Consider the following 16,872-nt stretch of genomic DNA (forward strand, 5'->3'; position numbering starts at 1 on the left):
TCGCCCTGACATCGGATGTCTATGATGGGCGCGTGGCCGTCACCGACGAAGCGATCGAGAAGATCAAGGACATGATCGTCCGCGGCGAGCTCGCTCCCGGGTCGCGCCTGCCTCCCGAGAAGGACCTCGCCGAACGCCTGGGCCTCTCTCGCAACTCGATGCGCGAGGCCGTGAAGGCGCTCGAGGTCATCCGCGTGCTCGATGTGCGGCGCGGCGACGGCACATACGTCACGAGCCTCGAGCCGAAGCTGCTGCTCGAGGCGGTCTCGTTCGTCGTCGACCTGCACGACGACGACTCCCTGCTCGAGATCTTCGCGGTGCGCCGCATCCTCGAGTCCCACGCGACGGGGCTGGCGGCGCAGCGCGCGGACGACGACGACGTGGCCGGATTGGATGCCGAGATCAGCGGCGTCGCGATCGACACCGACATCGAGTCCCTCGTCGAGCACGACGTGCGCTTCCACAGCGCGATCGCACGACTCGCGGGCAACGACTACCTCGCGAGCCTGCTTGAGAGCCTGACCAGCCAGACCGTGCGGGCCCGCGTGTGGCGAGGGCTCACCCAGGCCGGCGCCGTCGAGCGCACGCTTCACGAGCACCGGGCGATCCTCGACGCGATCGCCGACCGCGACATCGGGCTTGCGACCGCGGCCGCGCAGTTGCACATCTCGGGCATCGAGCGCTGGCTGCGCCAGGCCCGCGACGCCTGAGCCCGGGTGCACATCCGCCTCTACGCGAAGCGCACGGTCTGCTGCAGGCGCGTGCGGTAGTCGAAGACCTCGTTGCCGCCGACGTCGCGCGCGCCGGTGATGCCCCGGCGCAGCACCGTGGCCAACGCGCTGCGCGAGACGACCGCGACCCGCACGCCGCGCACGCGGCCGATCTCGTCGATGGGGGTGAGCACGTCCTCGTCCGGGAGCACCACGATCGCGCCGCTGAACCGCACGCCGGCGGCGCGCGAGATCACTCGCATGCGCGAGAGCAGCTCGGCGAGCGGAGCGCCGGGCACGCCGTCACCGACGAACTCGCCGCGGCGGATCCGAGCCGGACCGCCGAAGTCCTCCGACAGCACGCCGTACAGGCCGCTCGGGCCGAGCACGATGTGGTCGATCTTCGCGTCGGGGTCCGCGTCCCGCCCCGCCGCAGCCACGTCGTGCCACACCGTGTACCCCATGCCGAGGTCGGCCACGATCCGGGCGGTCGCCTCCTCGGCGAGCGCGTCGGCGAGCAGGCGCCGCAGCGCCACCGGCGCCGAGCGCACGAGCGCGGGGTCGTACGGGTCGTCGAGGGTGACGCCTCGGCCGGCCCACTCCCGGATCAGCGTGAGGTAGCGCTCGCGGCGCCAGCCACCGGGGTGTCCGTAGGACCGGGCACGCGGACGGGTGTCGGTGCGCGCCGCGGGCGGCCGCCAGCCCGACCACTCGGGCGCCGCCGACTCGCCGAAGCCGTGCCCGCGGTCGTACGCCGCGCGCGCCTCCGGCGTGCCGACGAGCTCCCATGCCCGCTGCACCTGGATGAACACGGCCGCATCGCCGCCGGTGTCGGGGTGCGTCTGCCTGAGGCGCAGGCGGTACGCCTTGCGAAGGGTCTCCTCGTCGACCTCGGGGCCGACCGCGAGCACCTCGTAGGCGGACGCCGAGAGCGGACTGTCGAACACGTGCCCTCCCCCGGGACTGCGATGACGGATGCTGCGCGCCGCTGTCTGCGGCGGGACTCAGGTTACGTCACGCGGTCGCGTCCGGGCTCAGCGGTTCTCGTTGCGGCGCGCGTAGGCGGCGGCGCTGCGGCTCGAGAGGGCGAGGAGGAGCAGGATGTCGATGCTCAGCGACAGGAAGGTCCCCGCGATCTCGATCTCCTGCCCCTGCGCCCACCACGCTGTGAACGAGGTGCTGATCGACAGCACCGCGATGAGCATGACGACCACGCGGGCCCCGTTGACGCCCCGGTACACGAAGAACGCCAGCGCGAGATCGATGAGGAGGACCGTCGCGCCGGTGCCGATCACCAGCCACAGCGCCGCCTGCTTCCCCTCCGGCGTGGGGTCGAATCCTTCGAGCACGGAGTCGGGGTCGGACAGGATCGCGTCCCACCCCGTCGCGATGCTGACGAGCACCACGACGCCGGCGATCACCCTCAGCGCGATGAGCAGGACGCCCGCCACGGTCGAGATCGGGCGCTTCATCTCCGGGTCGAAGCGCGGCGGCTTGAGCAGTCGCCCTGCCGGTTCGTACGCAGGCCGCTTGTGCGGCGCCGGCATTCCGGCGCTCATGCCGGCACCTCCCCCGCACTCTCGACGCGCGGCGCGACGGCCCGCACGTCCACGATGGGCAGGTCGCCGTCGGTGCGGATGCTGTCGCCGCCGCCGTTGCGGGCGTGGTATCCGGTGGCGAAGTCGGCGATGACGTCCACGGTGACGCGGGGGTCGGCACCGCAGATCGACGAGACGATGTGGTCGCGCTCGACGTCGGTGTCGGCGTCGATGCGGTGGGTGACCTGCAGTGTGAACAGCGACAGCCCGACGCTGGTGTCGAAGGTTCCGGCCGCGAGCCAGTCGACGCGGCGGCCGCCGGGCAGCAGCCAGTCGTCGGGGCAGCGCCAGAACCGCACGTGGTGGCGCTGGGCGGGGTTGCCGTCGACCTCCTGCTGGTAGGCGAAGTCCTGCTGGCGGCCGAAGAGGAAGAGCGGACTCACCGGCGCCTCGTCGTAGCTGCGCCGGGTGAGCGTCGACGTGATGATGCGCCACGACGAGCCGAGCGTCACCGGATCCGCCTGCGTCCAGCCCGCCGCCTCGAGAGCGGCCCGGATCTGCTCACCGCCGCCCTGGAACGCGAGGTTCACCGGGTCGCCGAGCAACCCGTCACTCGTGCGGGTGCGCCCGATGAAGTAGTCCGGCACGTAGATCGTGGTGAGGATCCGGTGCAGCCGCGGCAGCACGAGATATGCGAGGAGCACCCAGAATGCGAGGAAGAACGGGATGCCCCACCACCCGACGTGGAACGTCTCGGTGAGGCTGAGGTAGGCGAGCCACAGCGCTGCGAGTCCGGCGAAGACGAAGAAGAACCAATCGATCGCGACGCCGATCGAGTAGCTCCTCCGGTGCCGGGTGCTCACGATCCTCCTCGTCGCCGATGCCGGCGTCAGTGCCAGAGGGGGACGTCGGGTCGGTGGGCGAGCGCGGTCTCGGCCAGGTCGTCCGGCAGGTCGGCGAGCGTCGCCGGCTGCCACCGCGGCGCGCGGTCCTTGTCGATGACCTGCGCCCTGATGCCCTCCGGCAGGTCGGGCTGGGAGGTCGCGAACCACATCACCAGGCCGTACTCCTGATCGAGGGCTTCGCGCAGCCCGGGAAGCTCCCGGGCGCGGCGGATCGCGGCGAGCGTCACGGCGAGACCGGTCGGCGACAGTTCGCCGAGCAGGTCGGCGGTGGCGGATGCCGCGGGCTCGGGGCACGCCCGCAGGCGCTCGACGATCTCGGCGACGGTGTCGGCCGCGAACGCGTCGTCGATCCACTCCCGGGCCCGGATCAGCTTGGACGGGGCGGGGGTCTCGTCGAACAGCAGGACGAGCTCGGTCGGGCTGGACGGGTCGGCCCGCGTCTCGAGCGCGTCTCGCACCGCGTCGAGGTTCTCGTGCGGCACGTAGTGGTCGGCGAATCCGGCGTAGATCGCGTCCGCGGCATCCATCACCGCGCCCGTGAGCCCCAGATACTCGCCGAGGCGGCCCGGTGCGTGGGCGAGCAGCCACGTGCCGCCGACGTCGGGGGTGAAGCCGATGCGGGTCTCCGGCATCGCCAGCTGCGAGCGGTCGGTCACGATGCGGATCGCGGCATGACCGGCGACGCCGATGCCGCCGCCCATCGTGATGCCGTCCGCGAACGCGACGAACGGCTTCGGGTACTCGGCGATACGCGCGTTGGTCGCGTACTCGGCGCGGAAGAACACCGCCGCGTCCTCGGCGCGGCCGCTCGTGACCTGCTCGGCGAGCCCGCGCACGTCGCCGCCGGCGCACAGTCCACGTTCGCCGGCGCCGTCCAGCAGCACCATGTCGACCTCGGTATCGTGCTCCCAGGCGTCCAGCGCCGCGTGCAGCTGCTCGACCATCCCCAGGTTGAGGGCGTTGATCGCGCGAGGCCTGTTCAGGGTGAGGCGTCCGAGGCCGCCGCTCGTGCTCACGAGGACGGTGGGCTCGGCGGCGGTCTCAGCGAGGTCGGTCACGAGCGCAACGTTACCGGCCGCGCCAACTTCTCCCACGCTGAGACCGGATTTCCGCCAGGATGGGACGCAGTTCTGCATTGAGTCCGCAATGGCGCGGCCCCGTAGATTGCCCCCGGGGAGCCGCCCACGACCAACGAGAGGGTTCGGCATGCCCGAAGGCCAGTCGCTGGAGTTCTCAGGTGTCACCAAGCGCTTCGGCGCCGTCACGGCGGTCGCGGCCCTCACGGCCCGGGTCGAACCGGGAATGGTCACCGGATTCCTCGGCCCGAACGGCGCCGGCAAGACCACCACGCTCCGCGTGCTCCTCGGCCTCGAGAAGCCGACGGAAGGCCAGGCCACGATCGGCGGCAGGCGCTACGCCGAGCTCGACGAACCGCTGCAGACCGTGGGCGCTGTGCTCGAGGCATCCAGCTTCCATCCCGGCCGCACCGCCGCCGCACACCTCACGATCTACGCGCAGGCCGCCGGCATCGCCAAGTCACGGGTGGGCGAAGTGCTGGACCTCGTGGGATTGACGGATGCGGCGAACCGCAAGGTCGGCGGATACTCGCTGGGCATGCGCCAGCGCCTCGGCCTCGCGTACGCGCTGCTCGGCGACCCGGGCGTGCTCGTGCTCGACGAGCCCGCGAACGGACTGGATCCCGAGGGCATCCGCTGGATGCGCGGGTTCCTCCGGCAGCTCGCCGGCGAGGGCCGCACCGTGCTCGTCTCATCGCACCTGCTCGCCGAGGTGCAGCAGACCGTCGACGCGCTGGTGATCATCTCGCGCGGACGCCTGGTGTTCCAAGGCGGGGTCGACGAGCTCACCGACCCGCGCGAGTACGCCACCGTCGTCGACTCCCCCGACCGGGCGGCGCTGAGCGCGGCGCTGAAGGCCGCGGGGGTGCCGTTCGAGGTGCTGCGCTCGGGACTCACCGTGCGCGGCGTCGACCCGACCGAGGTCGGCGCGGCGGCCGCCGCGGGCGGTGTCGCGCTGTCGTCGCTGCACCGTCGCGGCCCGGCGCTGGAAGAGGTCTTCCTCGACCTGGTGAACGGCACGCGGGTGCACCGTAGCGCGGCCGGATATGGCGGGAGCGCGGATGCTGCGCCCCCCGCACCGCCTGTCGCGACGCCTCCCGATTCCGAGCGGGCCGCCGAGTCGGCGCTCACGGCGGCGGGGCTCGACGCCGAGGCGACCGCAGCGCCCGGCGCGGCATCCGCGCTGGCGGCCGCCGCCGGCGCCGCCTGGGCGGCGGAGCATGACCGCGACAAGCCCGACGCGGACATCGAGCCCGACCTCTCGCCGAGCGAGCTCGCGAGTCGAAACGCAGAGTCGAAGCGCCCCCCGCACGGCGCAGACACCGAGCCCGATGTTCGTCCGGCTCCCGCCCCCGTCGCGTATTCGGTGGCGAGCACCGGCGTGATCGACATCGTGCCTTCGACTCCCCCCGAGGACGCCGATCCCGAGGTCGAGGCCGAACCCGGACCTGCACCCGAGCCGCAACCGTCACCCGTTCCCGAGCCCGCGCCCGCAGACCCCTGGGCTCCCGAAGACGCGAATCCCGATGTCGACGCCATCGGCGAGATCGACGACGAGCTCTCGACCCTCGAGCCGCCCGACGGCGGCGACGACCGCCCGTGGGAGCACTACGTCAAGACCGACTCCGACATCGAGGCCGACGCGTTCTTCGCCGCCTTCGACCACACCGCCCCGAACGGGCAACCCGAGCCCGGCCCCCAGGGCGAACCCGAACCCGAACCCGACGCCGAGCCCGAGCCCGACCTCGAGGGCGAACTCGAACCCGAGCTCGAGCCCGAAGCCTGGGTGCCGCCCGAAGCCGAGGCCTTCGAGGACGCCGTCATCCGCACCGCGCCCGCGGCCGACGCCGGATCCGCGCACGAGCCGGGGGACGAGGCATCCGTTGCCCCGTCCGACGACGAACCGGCGGCGGATGCCGTCACCGCACCCGCCGACGAGGAAGGGGGCGACCGATGAGCCTCACCGCCGCGACCCGCGCCGAGAGCACGAAGCTGTTCTCGACGAGTATCTGGTGGATCCTCGCGATCGTCCTGTTCGCGTACGTCGCGTTCACGGCAGCGGCGCTCGGCTTCGTCTACGCGGCGGCCGCGACGGGCTCGCTCCCCGGCAACGCGCCGCCGCTGCCCGAGGAGGGCCTCGCCGCGACGCTGTACAGCACGGCGACCACCGTCGGCTACGTCTTCCCGCTGCTGGTGGGCACGCTCATGGTGACCGCGGAGTTCCGCCACAAGACCTTGACGCCCACGTTCCTCGCAACGCCCCGCCGCGGCCGCGTGCTCGTCGCGAAGCTCGCCGTGGGCGTGCTGATCGGCGTCGTGCTCGGGGTCATCGGCATCGTCGCGGCGGTCGGCACCTCGGCGGCGTTCCTCGCCGGGTTCGGGCTCGCGACGGACATCACCTCGCCCGCCACGTGGGCGATGCTCGGACGGATGCTGCTCGCGTACGTCCTCTGGACGCTCATCGGCGTCGGTGTCGGCGCCCTCGTGCGCAATCAGGTGGGCGCGATCGTCGGCGTGCTCGTGTTCACGCAGTTCATCGAGCCGATCGGACGCACCGCGGCCGCGTTCGTGGAGGGTCTGTCGGACGTCACGCGCTTCCTGCCGGGAGCCGCAAGCGATGCGCTGGTCGGTGCGAGCGTGTACGCGGCGACGATCCCGCAGGGCTCGGCGGACCCGCTCGAGTGGTGGGTAGGCGGACTCGTCCTGCTCGGCTACGCGATCGTGTTCGTCGTGCTCGGCCACCTGGTGAGCTGGCGCCGCGACGTCAGCTGACCCGCCTGCGAGTCCGTCGAACCGTCAGACGGCGGGAGCCGGTGCCGGCGTCTTGCGCCCCCGCGGCTTGCGCTCGGGAACGACCGGGATGGTCCCCGTCTCGGCCGCGATGTCGACGACGTCGGTCGGCTCGGCCGCGACCTCGACCCGCAGGGCCTGCACGAGCGCGAGACCGTGACGCGTGGTGAGGATCACCCGCTGGAACTCGGGGTGCCCCTCGAGGTCGATCACGACGCTCGGACGGCGCCGGCGGATGATCGCGAAATCGTCCCCGCCCGCGGAGCGCCAGGTGCCGGCCGCGATGATGCCGCGCACGTGGGTGCCGGGGCTCGGGATGCCGCGCAGCCACGTCCACGCGTCGTCGGTGAGCTGCACCTTGGTGATGGTCGAGCGTTCGATGACGACATTCCCCTTGCGGAATGACAGGGCGCGCTCGGACACCGACAGCACGACTTCGAGCTGCGTCGAGTCGAGCAGCAGCGTCACCATGTGCCCAGTCTGCCAGCGCGGGCGCACGGAACCGGACTCATTTGCTTACGGGAGGGCAACGATCCTTCGGCCCCGGTACCCGTAGGCGGTGCAAGACTGGGTCGGTGACCGTCGTGTCCCCCTCCGTCACCGCGTCGTCCCGGACCGCCTCCCCCGCGGCCGTCGACGCCGCGCTCGCGCGCGCCGCAGCCGGCGAGCGTCTGGACGCGGCCGACGCCGAGACACTGCTGGTCGCGACCGGCGAGCAGTTCGAGCGCCTGCTCGAGATCGCCGGCGATCTGCGCGACGCCGGGCTCGCGGCATCCGGTCGTCCCGGCGTGATCACGTATTCACGCAAGGTGTTCGTGCCGCTCACGACGCTGTGCCGCGACCGCTGCCACTACTGCGTGTTCGTCGACACCCCCGGGCAGCTCCTCAAGAAGCACAGGCCCGCGTACATGTCGCCCGAGCAGGTCCTCTCCGTCGTGCGCCAGGGGCAGGCGTCGGGCTGCAAGGAGGTGCTCCTGACCCTCGGCGATCGTCCCGAGCAGCGGTGGCCCGAGGCCCGCGCGTGGCTGGATGAGCACGGGTTCGCCTCGACGATCGAGTACGTCGCGCACATCGCGCGCCTGGTGACCGCCGAAACCGGTCTGCTCGCACACGCCAACCCCGGCGTCATGAGCGTGGACGAGCTGCGGATGCTGCGTCCCACCGCGCCGTCGATGGGCATGATGCTCGAGACGACCTCGCGTCGGCTGTTCGAGGAGCCCGGGCAGGTGCACTTCGGCTCGCCCGACAAGGACCCGACGGTGAGGCTCGAGGTGATCGAGGCCGCGGGGCGTGAGCGGGTGCCGTTCACCACCGGGATCCTCGTCGGCATCGGCGAGACCGTGCGCGACCGCGCCGAGTCGCTCGTCGCGATCCGCCAGGCTCACGAACGGCATCAGGTCGACGGGCAGGGCCACGTGCAGGAGGTGATCGTGCAGAACTTCCGCGCGAAGCCCCGCACCGCGATGCAGGGCGCACCCGACGCAGATCTGCTCGGGTACGTCGCCGCCGTCGCGGTGGCCCGGCTGGTGATGGGCCCTCGGATGCGGATCCAGGTGCCGCCCAACCTGTCGGACGCCACGGAGTTCGGCCTGCTGGTGCGCGCCGGCGCCGACGACTGGGGCGGGGTCTCGCCCCTCACCGCCGACCACGTGAATCCCGAGCGCCCGTGGCCGCACCTCGACGACCTCGCGCGTATGACGGCGGAGCTGGGGTTCGAGCTGCGCGAGCGCCTGACCGCGCAGCCCGAGTTCGTGCTGGCCGCCCAGACGTGGATCGACCCCGCGCTGCGCCCGGCGGTAGCCGCGCTGGCGGATCCCGCGACGGGCCTTGCCCATCGATCGTCGAGCGAGCGAGGAAGGCGGTCGTTGAGCGAGCTTGCGAGTCGAAACGCAGCGTCCAAACGCCCGCAGCGCGGCGACGAGCCAGGTCGCGCAGACATCCGGCGTCTCGCCGAGGCCGCGGCAGCCGATCCCCTCGCGCTCGACGACGCCGAGTGGGTCGCGCTCCTCGAAGCCACCGGCGACGAGCTGGAGGTGCTCGCGGCGACCGCCGACGACGTGCGACGCTACACGGTGGGCGAAGCGGTCACCCTCGTGGTGAACCGCAACCTCACCTCCACCGGCCTCCGCGCGAGCGGGACCGACGACCCCGCGACGTTCACCCTCGACGACGTCGGCGCGATCGCGGCCGACGCATGGGGTCTCGGGGCCACCGAGCTCTGCGTGCAGGGGCTCCTCGCCGCGTCGGAAGACCCATCGGGTTACCTCGAGATCGCGCGCAGGGTGAAGGCCGCGGCCCCGCGCATTCATCTCCATGCGTACCGCCCTCAGGATGTGCGCGACCTCGCCGACCGCTCCGGCCTGACGCTCGACGAGGCCCTCGCCGCGATGCGCGGCGCGGGCGTCGACACCGTCCCGGGGACGGGCGTCAAGGTGCTGAGTGAACGCGTCCGCGGGCTCGTCGCGCCGACGGACCTCGAGATCGACCCGTGGATCGAAGGGATCACGGCCGCGCACCGTGCCGGGTTCCGCTCGACGAGCGTGATCTTCTACGGTCACGTCGAGACCGCCGCCGAGCGCATCGCACACCTGCGACAGCTGCGCGCGATCCAGGACGACACCCGCGGCTTCAGCGAGTTCGTGCCGATCCCGCTGCCCGGACCCGCCGGCGGTGTCCCGCTCGTCCCCGGCCGCGCGGCGCTCGACGAGCACCGCGCCATGGTCGCCGTCTCCCGGCTGCTGCTGTCGGGCAGCATCCCGCACATCCAGATCCCCTGGACGCGCGTCGGGCGCGCGGCGTCCGTCGTCCTGCTGCAGTCCGGCGGCGACGACCTCGGCGGCACCCTGCTCGACGGCCGCGTGAAGCCCGAGGCCGGCATCGAGCACGGGCTCGAACTGCCCGTGACGGACGCCTCGGCCATGGTGTCGCGCCTGTTCCGGCCGTTCCGCCTCCGCACCACCACCTACGGCCAGGTCGCCCGATGACCCGCGTGGAGGTCGCGATCGTCGGTGCCGGATTCGCCGGCATCGGCGTGGCCTCGGCGCTGCGCCGGGCGGGCCGCGATGACTTCGTCGTGCTGGAGCGCGGGGGCTCCGTCGGCGGGACGTGGCGCGACAACACGTACCCGGGCATCGCGTGCGACGTGCCCTCGCACCTGTACGGCTTCGCTGCGCACCCGAATCCGGCGTGGTCGGGCACGTACGCGAAGGGGGCGGAGATCCACGCGTACCTCGAGCACGTCGTCGACGCCGAGGGCCTGGGCGACCGTCTCCGCCTTCGCACCCCGATGCGATCGGCCGAATGGGATGCCGCGCACCGGGTGTGGCGCCTCACCACGTCCGGCGGTGTCATCGTGGCCGACGCGCTCGTGCTCGCGTGCGGACGCCTCACCGAGCCGACCATCCCCCGGATCCCCGGGCTCGAACAGTTCCCGGGACCGCTCTTCCACTCGGCGCGGTGGGACCACTCCGCCGATCTCGTCGGCGCGCGCGTAGGCGTGGTCGGCACCGGGGCCAGCGCCGTGCAGATCGTGCCGGAGCTCGCCCGCACCGCGGCGCACGTGACACTCTTCCAGCGAACGCCCGCGTGGATCGTGCCGCGGGGCGGCGACGCGTACTCCGACGCCGATCGGGCCCGCTTCGCCGCGACCCCGCAGGCGCTGGAAGCCCTCCGTGCCGAGCTCTACGCCGAGGGGGAGGCGCGGTTCGCGTCGCGTTCGGGCGATTCCGCGGCGGCCGCCCAGGCCGAGGCCGTCGCGCTCGCGCACCTCGAACGACAGGTCGCCGACCCCGCGCTGCGCGCCGCGCTCACCCCCGACTACGCGTTCGGCTGCAAGCGCGTGCTGCTGTCGGACGACTTCTATCCCGCCGTCGCGTCCGACGCCGTCTCGCTCGTGTCCTCCGCGCTGGCGGAGGTGGAGGGGTCGGCGCTCGTCGCCTCCGACGGCACCCGCCGCGAGGTCGACGCGCTCGTCCTGGCGACGGGGTTCGCCTCGACCCGCCAGCCCTACGCCGAGCTCGTCACCGGCGAGGACGGCGTGACGCTCGCCGAGCACTGGTCGGGCGGCATGACGGCGTTCGCCTCGACCGTCGTCTCGGGCTTCCCGAATCTCTTCGTGCTGAACGGCCCGAACGCGTCTCTCGGCCACTCGTCGTCCGTGCTCATGATCGAGGAGCAGGCGGGCTACGTCACCCGTGCCCTCGACGCCCGCGCCGGCCGCGTGCTGCGTGTCGACCCCGAGGCCGAGCGCGCCTACACCGAGGAGATCGCGCAGGCCGCGGCATCCACCCGCTGGATGACGGGCGGATGCCGCAACTGGTACGTCGACGAGCGCTCCGGCCGGCTCGCCCTGCTGTGGCCCGGCACGGTCGACGCCTTCCGCGAGCGACTCGGCCGGGCCGACGGTTCCGAGTTCCTCCCCGAACCCGCTCTCGAAGGGAGCACCCGATGACCGTCCCCCTGCGCTTCGGCTACAAGGCCTCCGCCGAGCAGTTCGGTCCCGCCGAGCTGCTCGACTATGCGATTCAGGCCGAGGACGCCGGGTTCGACTCGGTGTTCATCTCGGACCACCTGCAACCGTGGCTGCACGACGGCGGGCACGCCCCGGCATCCGTCCCCTGGCTCGGCGCGCTCGGCGCCAAGACCTCGCGGGTGCTGATCGGAACCTCGGTGCTGACGCCGACCTTCCGCTACAACCCGACGGTCGTCGCGCAGGACTTCGCGACGCTCGGAGTGATGTACCCGGGGCGCGTGATCCTCGGCGTCGGCACGGGCGAGGCGCTCAACGAGGCGAATCTCGGGATCACCTGGCCCGATCCGCCGGAGCGGTTCCAGCGGCTCAAGGAGGCCATCGGCCTCATCCGCCGGCTGTGGTCGGAGGATCGCGTCAACTTCGACGGCACGTACTACACGGCCCGCAACATCACGATCTACGACAAGCTGCCCGAGCCCGTCCCGATCTACATCGGTGCCGCCGGTCCCGCCGCGACGCGCCTCGCCGGCCGCATCGCGGACGGCTTCATCACGACGTCGGGCAAGAAGCGGGAGCTCTACACCGACACCCTGTTGCCCGCGCTGCACGAGGGGCTCGAGAAGGCCGGCCGCCCGGCCGACGCGATCGACACGCTGATGGAGATCAAGGTCTCACTCGACGAGACCATCGAGGCCGCGCGGGAGAAGACCCGGTTCTGGGCACCGCTCGCCCTCACCCCCGAGGAGAAGATGGGCGTCGACGACCCGATCGAGATGCAGCGGCTCGGCGAGGCGCTGCCGATCGAGCGCGCGGCGTCGCGGTTCATCGTCTCGGACGATCCCGACGAGCACGTCGAGCGCATCGGCTGGTACCTCGGCCTCGGCTTCCGCCACCTCGTCTTCCACGACCCGGGCCACGACCAGGGCGCGTTCCTGCGGATGTACGGCGAAGAGATCCTGCCGCGCCTGCGCGCGAAGTACGCGTGACCGCGCTGTTCGGCCGACGCAGGCAGAACTCCGCGGATTCCGACGCCGACCGCTCCGATTCCGCCTCCCGGGGCGCCGAGGTCGACGGATCCGTGGAGTCTCGCCGATCCCGGTGGGTCGTGGTGGTGCCGGTCAAGCCCTCCGCGCGCGCGAAGTCGCGCCTCGAGGTCGCCGGCGTCGGCCGCGGCGACCTCGCCCGCGCCATCGCCCTCGACACGCTGGCGGCGGCGAGCGCGTGCGAGCTCGTCGCGCAGGTCGTCGTGGTGACCGACGACGCCGCCCTCGCGCGCGAAGCGGCGATGATCCCGGCGCTGCGGTTCGTCCCCGAAGGCGACGCGCACGGGCTCGACGCCGCGGTGGCGGCGGGCGTCGCGGCGATCGATCCGAACGGACGGATGCCGCGCGCCGCGCTCCTGGGCGACCTTCCGGCGCTGCGACCCGCCGATCTCGCCGACGCGCTGCGGGCCGCAGCATCCGTCCCCCGCGGCGTCGTTCCCGACGCGGAAGGCACGGGATCGACGCTCGTCACGGCGGGCCCGGGGACCGCCTGGGCGTCGTCGTTCGGCGACGGCTCGTTCGCACGGCACGTCGCGCTCGGGTGCACGGTGATCGGGATTCCGGATGCCTCGACCCTCCGCCGCGACGTCGACACCGCCGACCAGCTCGACACCGCTCGCGCGCTGGGCCTGGGCCCGCGCACGGCGGTCCTCGTCGCCTCCGCCCACGGATAGCCTGCGCCGATGGGCGACTACCCGGTGCGGGAGATCGGCGGGCTCGACGAGTGGCGGGCGCACCACGGCGGGGTTCACGGGTCAGGGGCAGATGGGCCTCGACGACGACACCGTCGACGTCGGCGGGCACCGTCGTTCGCGTCGGGCAGGGGTCTGGCGCACGTGGCGCGCGACGCCCGACAGCCCCGGGAGTGAGGGTCCGCGTCAGACGATCAGCAGGTACACCGCGCCGACGATCGTGAAGGCGATCACGAGCTTCTCGAAGACCGACTGCGGCATGCGGACGGCGAGCCACCGGCCTCCGAACGCGGCGACGACGACCAGCGGCACGAGAACGAGGTCGATGAGAAGACCCGGCACCGTGATGATGCCGATGCCGATCGAGAACGGCACTTTGAACAGGTTGACGATCGCGAAGAACCACGCCGCCGTGCCGAGGAACGCCTTCACCTCGAATCGGGCCGCCAGGAAGTACATCGACATCACGGGTCCGGCCGCGTTCGCGACCATCGTGGTGAAGCCGCCGAGACTGCCGTACGTCGCCGCGGCGACGGGGTGGGGTCGGGCGGCCTCGACGCTCGAGATGAAGCGTCGTCGGAGCAGCGTGATGGCGATGACCGCCAGCAGGATCACGCCTATCGACTTCTTCACCCACACGTCGTCGGCGAACCACAGGAACACCACGCCGAGCAGCACGCCCACCACCACCGCGGGTGCGAGTCGGAGCAGGGTGCGCCAGTCCGCGTGCCGGCGATACATGGTGACGGCGAAGATGTCCGCGACGATCAGCAGCAGGAGCAGGACGCCGGTCGACTGCTTCGCGGGGAGCACGGCGGCGAAGATCGCGACGGCGATCGTGCCCGCGCCGGGCACCGCCGTCTTCGACAGGCCGACGACGACGGCTCCGACGCCGAGCAGGGCCCATGCCCACCACGCGAGTTCGGGCACTCTCAGACCCCGGCGGCCGTGAGCGCAGCCTCGCCGAGGGCACTCCGGCGCGCGGCATCCGTCATCCAGAGCGGACGGACGAGCGGACGGATGCCGAGCCCGGCGACCTCGCGGGCGGCAGCCTCGTCCTCTTCGGCGAGGAGCCACGCGTCGAGCAGCCCACCGGTCTCGCGGGCACCGTACAGACCTGCGACGGCCGTCGCGGAGGTCTCGACGCCGATCGCACTGAGGCACACGTCGGCCATGCCGCGCACCACTTTGCCGCCGATGATCGGCGAGACGCCGACGACGGGAGCGGCGGTCGCGTGCAGCGCCTCGCGGACGCCCGGCACGGCCAGGATCGGGCCGATGGACACGACCGGGTTGGAGGGGGCGACCAGCACGACGTCGGCCGCGCCGATCGCCTCGGCGACGCCGGGGGCTGCGACGGCCGCCTCGATGCCGGGGTTCTCGAACCGCGCGGGCGCGAGGGTCGCGCGGTGGCGCGTCCACCACTCCTGGAAGTGCAGGCGCGTGCCGTCGTCGAGCACGACGACGGTGTCGACCTCGGTGTCGGTCATCGGCAGCAACCGCGCGCCGAGGTCCCAGCGGTGCGACATGCGCGCGAGCACGTCGGTGGGTGTGAGGCCCTCGCGCAGCCAGCCGGTGCGGGCGAGGTGCGTGCCGAGGTCGAGGTCGCCGAGGGTGAACCAGGGCCAGCCGGCGCCCCACTCCTGCAACTCGTGGTTGACGCGCTCGCTGTCGCCCCGGCGACCCCAGCCGCGCTCGGCGTCGTTGACGCCGGCGAGGGCGTAGGTGATCGAGTCGACATCGGGCTGCAGCCGCACGCCCGACAGCCAGATGTCGTCGCCGGTGTTGACGACGACGGTGAGCGCCGCGGCGGTGTCGTCGACACCGCGCGCGCGCAGCGCGCCGCGGACGCCGAGGACGAAGCGCGAGCCGCCGACTCCGCCCGCGAGCACGACGATTCGGGGCGTGCCGGTCACAGGCGCGTCAGTTCCGGGTGTCGATGCCGCCGAGACGCGGGATCATGCCGGTCTTGGGGGCGAACTCGTCGGCCGCGTGCGGGAGGGAGAACTTGGCGACCGCGTCGATCAGGGCGTCGACGGTCTGCGCGTCGGCCACGACATCCACGTCGAGGCCGGCGCGGCGGGCATCCTTCGCGGTGCGGGGACCGATCGCGGCGATGAGCGTGGTCTCGGGGATCTCGGGGAACTGCTCGTGCACCTGCTGCGCGACCGAGCCGCTCGTCACCAGGATGGCGTTGATGCGGCCGGATCGAACGTCCTCGGCGATGCGCTCGGTGACCGGCACGCCGACGGTGCGGTAGGCGACGACGCTGCGGACGCGATGCCCCGCCTCGGTGAGCATGCGGGTGAGGACCGGCTTCGCGATCTCACTGCGCAGGGTGAGGATGTCGCGGGGCTCGGGCTCGAGGGCGATGAGCTGCTCGGCCATGCCGGCCGCGGAGTTGTCGCGCTCGGGCACGAGGTCGACGCGATAGCCGACGGCGAGCAGCGCCGCCGCCGTCGTCTCACCCACGGCGGCGACCTTCGTCGTCGCCGGGACGACCGCGCGATATGCGTAGAGGACGTCGACCGTCGTCGCGCTCGTGACCGTCAGCCACTCGAACCTGCCGGCGGCGAGGTCGGCGAGTGCCTGGTCGAGGGACGCCTGGTCGTTCGTCGGGGCGAAGTTGATGAGCGGCGCGATCACGGGGATCGCGCCCTGGCGGCGCAGGGTCGCGGCGACGCCGTCGCCCCAGGGTCCGCCGCGCGGCACGAGGACGCGCCAGCCGGTCAGTGGCTTGACGGACTGGTGCTGTGCTGCGGCGGTGTTCATAGGGGTCGACTCTCGATGATGCTCAGTCGGCCGCCCAAGAAGCTCGAGACAGCCGATGCGCGATTCGAATCGGGTTCGCGCGATCGGCAGCTAACGCACCATTGCACTGCCTTGCCTCCCGAGCATACCCCCGATCGCTGATGGCGCGACCTCGGCGACCGCGGGACGCGAGAGGGGCCGGATCAGCGCGTATAGAGGCGCACGAAGCCCCAGACCGCAGCGCCGACGGCCGCGGCGCCCGCGATCACGGCCACCGCGGTGAGGGCGGGATTGCGGCGATTGAACGCCCGGGCGCGTTCGATGTTCACGTCGAGCGCCCGCTCGACCCGGCGCGGGACGTTCGCCTTCGCCTCGATGGCGGCGAGCGCCGCCTTCAGCTCGGTCCTCGCCTGCTCGACGGGATCGGTGATCCCGAGCGGCACGGCGGTGCGGGGCAGCGCGACGGAGTTCTTCGACAGCGGAACGGGCGCGTCAGAGCTCATCGCGCACCTCCTTCACGTCCAGGGCGATCGATTGGACCGGGTTGCGGCGTTCGCCGATCCGGCGAAAGTAGAGCACGCCGATGACCCCGAAGACCGCGGTGACGATCAGCATCGCGAAGAACACGACGAGCGCCGACAGCCACACCGGCCACCACGACGACAGCCCCGCGATGACGAATGTGCCGAAGACGGGCACCGACCAGAACAGCACGAACAGCGCGGCGAACACCCAGAGCGCTCCCCATCCGCCGTCCTTCGCGGTCTTGGCGAGCCAGGCCTTCGCAGCATCGATCTCCGCGATGACGAGGTTGCGGATCAGCTCCGGGATCTCACCGAGCAGGGTGAGCAGGCTGTCGTCCGCGCGGTCACGGAAGCCGCGGGGGGTGGTCATCA

Annotated in this window: 17 protein-coding genes; 7 read left to right on the forward strand and 10 right to left on the reverse strand. The window is 72.3% G+C overall.

Annotation, left to right across the window (positions count from 1 at the left end):
* The first annotated feature begins 32 nt into the window (after nucleotides 1–32).
* A complete protein-coding gene (locus MRBLWH3_RS02275) occupies nucleotides 33–710 on the forward strand; it encodes a FadR/GntR family transcriptional regulator (RefSeq protein WP_363428299.1) in 678 nt (225 codons plus the stop codon).
* A 20-nt stretch (nucleotides 711–730) separates the two neighbouring features.
* On the opposite strand, the gene MRBLWH3_RS02280 is transcribed toward MRBLWH3_RS02275, so the two are convergent.
* The 4 genes from MRBLWH3_RS02280 to MRBLWH3_RS02295 form a co-directional block, all read right to left on the reverse strand.
* The gene (locus MRBLWH3_RS02280) at nucleotides 731–1,657 is read right to left on the reverse strand and encodes a J domain-containing protein (protein ID WP_363428301.1); all 927 of its coding nucleotides are present in this window, start codon (nucleotides 1,655–1,657) and stop codon (nucleotides 731–733) included.
* 87 nt (nucleotides 1,658–1,744) lie between these two features.
* Nucleotides 1,745–2,269 (reverse strand): hypothetical protein, encoded by a 525-nt coding sequence (locus tag MRBLWH3_RS02285; RefSeq protein WP_363428303.1) that lies wholly within the window; start codon nucleotides 2,267–2,269, stop codon nucleotides 1,745–1,747.
* Complete coding sequence (locus MRBLWH3_RS02290; RefSeq protein ID WP_414685259.1) at nucleotides 2,266–3,111, reverse strand: LssY C-terminal domain-containing protein; 846 nt, start codon at nucleotides 3,109–3,111, stop codon at nucleotides 2,266–2,268. The genes MRBLWH3_RS02285 and MRBLWH3_RS02290 overlap by 4 nt, the downstream gene beginning before the upstream one ends.
* 26 nt (nucleotides 3,112–3,137) lie before the next feature.
* On the reverse strand, nucleotides 3,138–4,211 hold the full coding sequence (locus MRBLWH3_RS02295) for an enoyl-CoA hydratase/isomerase family protein (protein ID WP_363428305.1): 1,074 nt from the start codon (nucleotides 4,209–4,211) through the stop codon (nucleotides 3,138–3,140).
* Nucleotides 4,212–4,359: 148 nt separating this feature from the next.
* Between MRBLWH3_RS02295 and MRBLWH3_RS02300 the strand changes: the two genes are divergently transcribed.
* Nucleotides 4,360–6,186: an ATP-binding cassette domain-containing protein gene (locus MRBLWH3_RS02300; protein WP_363428307.1), complete on the forward strand. Its 1,827-nt coding sequence runs from the start codon at nucleotides 4,360–4,362 to the stop codon at nucleotides 6,184–6,186.
* Complete coding sequence (locus tag MRBLWH3_RS02305) at nucleotides 6,183–7,001, forward strand: ABC transporter permease (protein WP_363428309.1); 819 nt, start codon at nucleotides 6,183–6,185, stop codon at nucleotides 6,999–7,001. Before MRBLWH3_RS02300 ends, MRBLWH3_RS02305 begins: the two co-directional genes overlap by 4 nt.
* Before the next feature lie 24 nt (nucleotides 7,002–7,025).
* Here MRBLWH3_RS02305 and MRBLWH3_RS02310 read toward each other — a convergent pair whose 3' ends face one another.
* On the reverse strand, nucleotides 7,026–7,490 hold the full coding sequence (locus MRBLWH3_RS02310; RefSeq protein ID WP_363428311.1) for a hypothetical protein: 465 nt from the start codon (nucleotides 7,488–7,490) through the stop codon (nucleotides 7,026–7,028).
* Nucleotides 7,491–7,594: 104 nt separating this feature from the next.
* Between MRBLWH3_RS02310 and cofG the strand changes: the two genes are divergently transcribed.
* Genes cofG through cofC form a run of 4 tightly spaced genes read left to right on the forward strand, consistent with a single transcriptional unit; the run spans nucleotide 7,595 to nucleotide 13,207 of the window.
* A complete protein-coding gene (gene cofG, locus MRBLWH3_RS02315; RefSeq protein WP_363428313.1) occupies nucleotides 7,595–10,003 on the forward strand; it encodes a 7,8-didemethyl-8-hydroxy-5-deazariboflavin synthase CofG in 2,409 nt (802 codons plus the stop codon).
* A complete protein-coding gene (locus tag MRBLWH3_RS02320; protein ID WP_363428315.1) occupies nucleotides 10,000–11,469 on the forward strand; it encodes a flavin-containing monooxygenase in 1,470 nt (489 codons plus the stop codon). Before cofG ends, MRBLWH3_RS02320 begins: the two co-directional genes overlap by 4 nt.
* Entirely contained in the window at nucleotides 11,466–12,476 is a 1,011-nt protein-coding gene (gene fgd, locus MRBLWH3_RS02325; protein WP_363428317.1) for a glucose-6-phosphate dehydrogenase (coenzyme-F420), read from the forward strand. Before MRBLWH3_RS02320 ends, fgd begins: the two co-directional genes overlap by 4 nt.
* The gene (gene cofC / locus MRBLWH3_RS02330; protein ID WP_363428319.1) at nucleotides 12,473–13,207 is read left to right on the forward strand and encodes a 2-phospho-L-lactate guanylyltransferase; all 735 of its coding nucleotides are present in this window, start codon (nucleotides 12,473–12,475) and stop codon (nucleotides 13,205–13,207) included. Before fgd ends, cofC begins: the two co-directional genes overlap by 4 nt.
* 204 nt (nucleotides 13,208–13,411) lie before the next feature.
* On the opposite strand, the gene MRBLWH3_RS02335 is transcribed toward cofC, so the two are convergent.
* The 5 genes from MRBLWH3_RS02335 to MRBLWH3_RS02355 all read right to left on the reverse strand — a co-directional run bounded on the left by MRBLWH3_RS02335 (nucleotide 13,412) and on the right by MRBLWH3_RS02355 (nucleotide 16,870).
* On the reverse strand, nucleotides 13,412–14,155 hold the full coding sequence (locus MRBLWH3_RS02335) for a sulfite exporter TauE/SafE family protein (RefSeq protein ID WP_363428321.1): 744 nt from the start codon (nucleotides 14,153–14,155) through the stop codon (nucleotides 13,412–13,414).
* A 2-nt stretch (nucleotides 14,156–14,157) separates the two neighbouring features.
* Entirely contained in the window at nucleotides 14,158–15,141 is a 984-nt protein-coding gene (gene cofD, locus MRBLWH3_RS02340; RefSeq protein WP_363428323.1) for a 2-phospho-L-lactate transferase, read from the reverse strand.
* Between the two features lie 7 nt (nucleotides 15,142–15,148).
* Nucleotides 15,149–15,997, reverse strand: a complete 849-nt coding sequence (locus MRBLWH3_RS02345; protein WP_363428325.1) for a uroporphyrinogen-III synthase — start codon at nucleotides 15,995–15,997, stop codon at nucleotides 15,149–15,151.
* Between the two features lie 182 nt (nucleotides 15,998–16,179).
* Nucleotides 16,180–16,479, reverse strand: a complete 300-nt coding sequence (locus MRBLWH3_RS02350) for a hypothetical protein (protein ID WP_341996073.1) — start codon at nucleotides 16,477–16,479, stop codon at nucleotides 16,180–16,182.
* The gene (locus tag MRBLWH3_RS02355; protein ID WP_363428327.1) at nucleotides 16,469–16,870 is read right to left on the reverse strand and encodes a phage holin family protein; all 402 of its coding nucleotides are present in this window, start codon (nucleotides 16,868–16,870) and stop codon (nucleotides 16,469–16,471) included. Before MRBLWH3_RS02355 ends, MRBLWH3_RS02350 begins: the two co-directional genes overlap by 11 nt.
* Nucleotides 16,871–16,872 lie beyond the last annotated feature (2 nt).

Source organism: Microbacterium sp. LWH3-1.2 (assembly GCF_040675855.1).
GTDB lineage: Bacteria > Actinomycetota > Actinomycetes > Actinomycetales > Microbacteriaceae > Microbacterium.

Bases quoted from the DNA above. Each gene is read 5' to 3' on its own strand.
- MRBLWH3_RS02320 (WP_363428315.1), top strand. From the start codon at position 10,000: ATGACCCGCGTGGAGGTCGCGATCGTCGGTGCCGGATTCGCCGGCATC.
- MRBLWH3_RS02305 (WP_363428309.1), top strand. From the start codon at position 6,183: ATGAGCCTCACCGCCGCGACCCGCGCCGAGAGCACGAAGCTGTTCTCG.
- MRBLWH3_RS02310 (WP_363428311.1), bottom strand. From the start codon at position 7,490: ATGGTGACGCTGCTGCTCGACTCGACGCAGCTCGAAGTCGTGCTGTCG.
- fgd (WP_363428317.1), top strand. From the start codon at position 11,466: ATGACCGTCCCCCTGCGCTTCGGCTACAAGGCCTCCGCCGAGCAGTTC.
- MRBLWH3_RS02355 (WP_363428327.1), bottom strand. From the start codon at position 16,870: ATGACCACCCCCCGCGGCTTCCGTGACCGCGCGGACGACAGCCTGCTC.
- MRBLWH3_RS02345 (WP_363428325.1), bottom strand. From the start codon at position 15,997: ATGAACACCGCCGCAGCACAGCACCAGTCCGTCAAGCCACTGACCGGC.
- MRBLWH3_RS02350 (WP_341996073.1), bottom strand. From the start codon at position 16,479: ATGAGCTCTGACGCGCCCGTTCCGCTGTCGAAGAACTCCGTCGCGCTG.
- MRBLWH3_RS02300 (WP_363428307.1), top strand. From the start codon at position 4,360: ATGCCCGAAGGCCAGTCGCTGGAGTTCTCAGGTGTCACCAAGCGCTTC.
- MRBLWH3_RS02285 (WP_363428303.1), bottom strand. From the start codon at position 2,269: ATGAGCGCCGGAATGCCGGCGCCGCACAAGCGGCCTGCGTACGAACCG.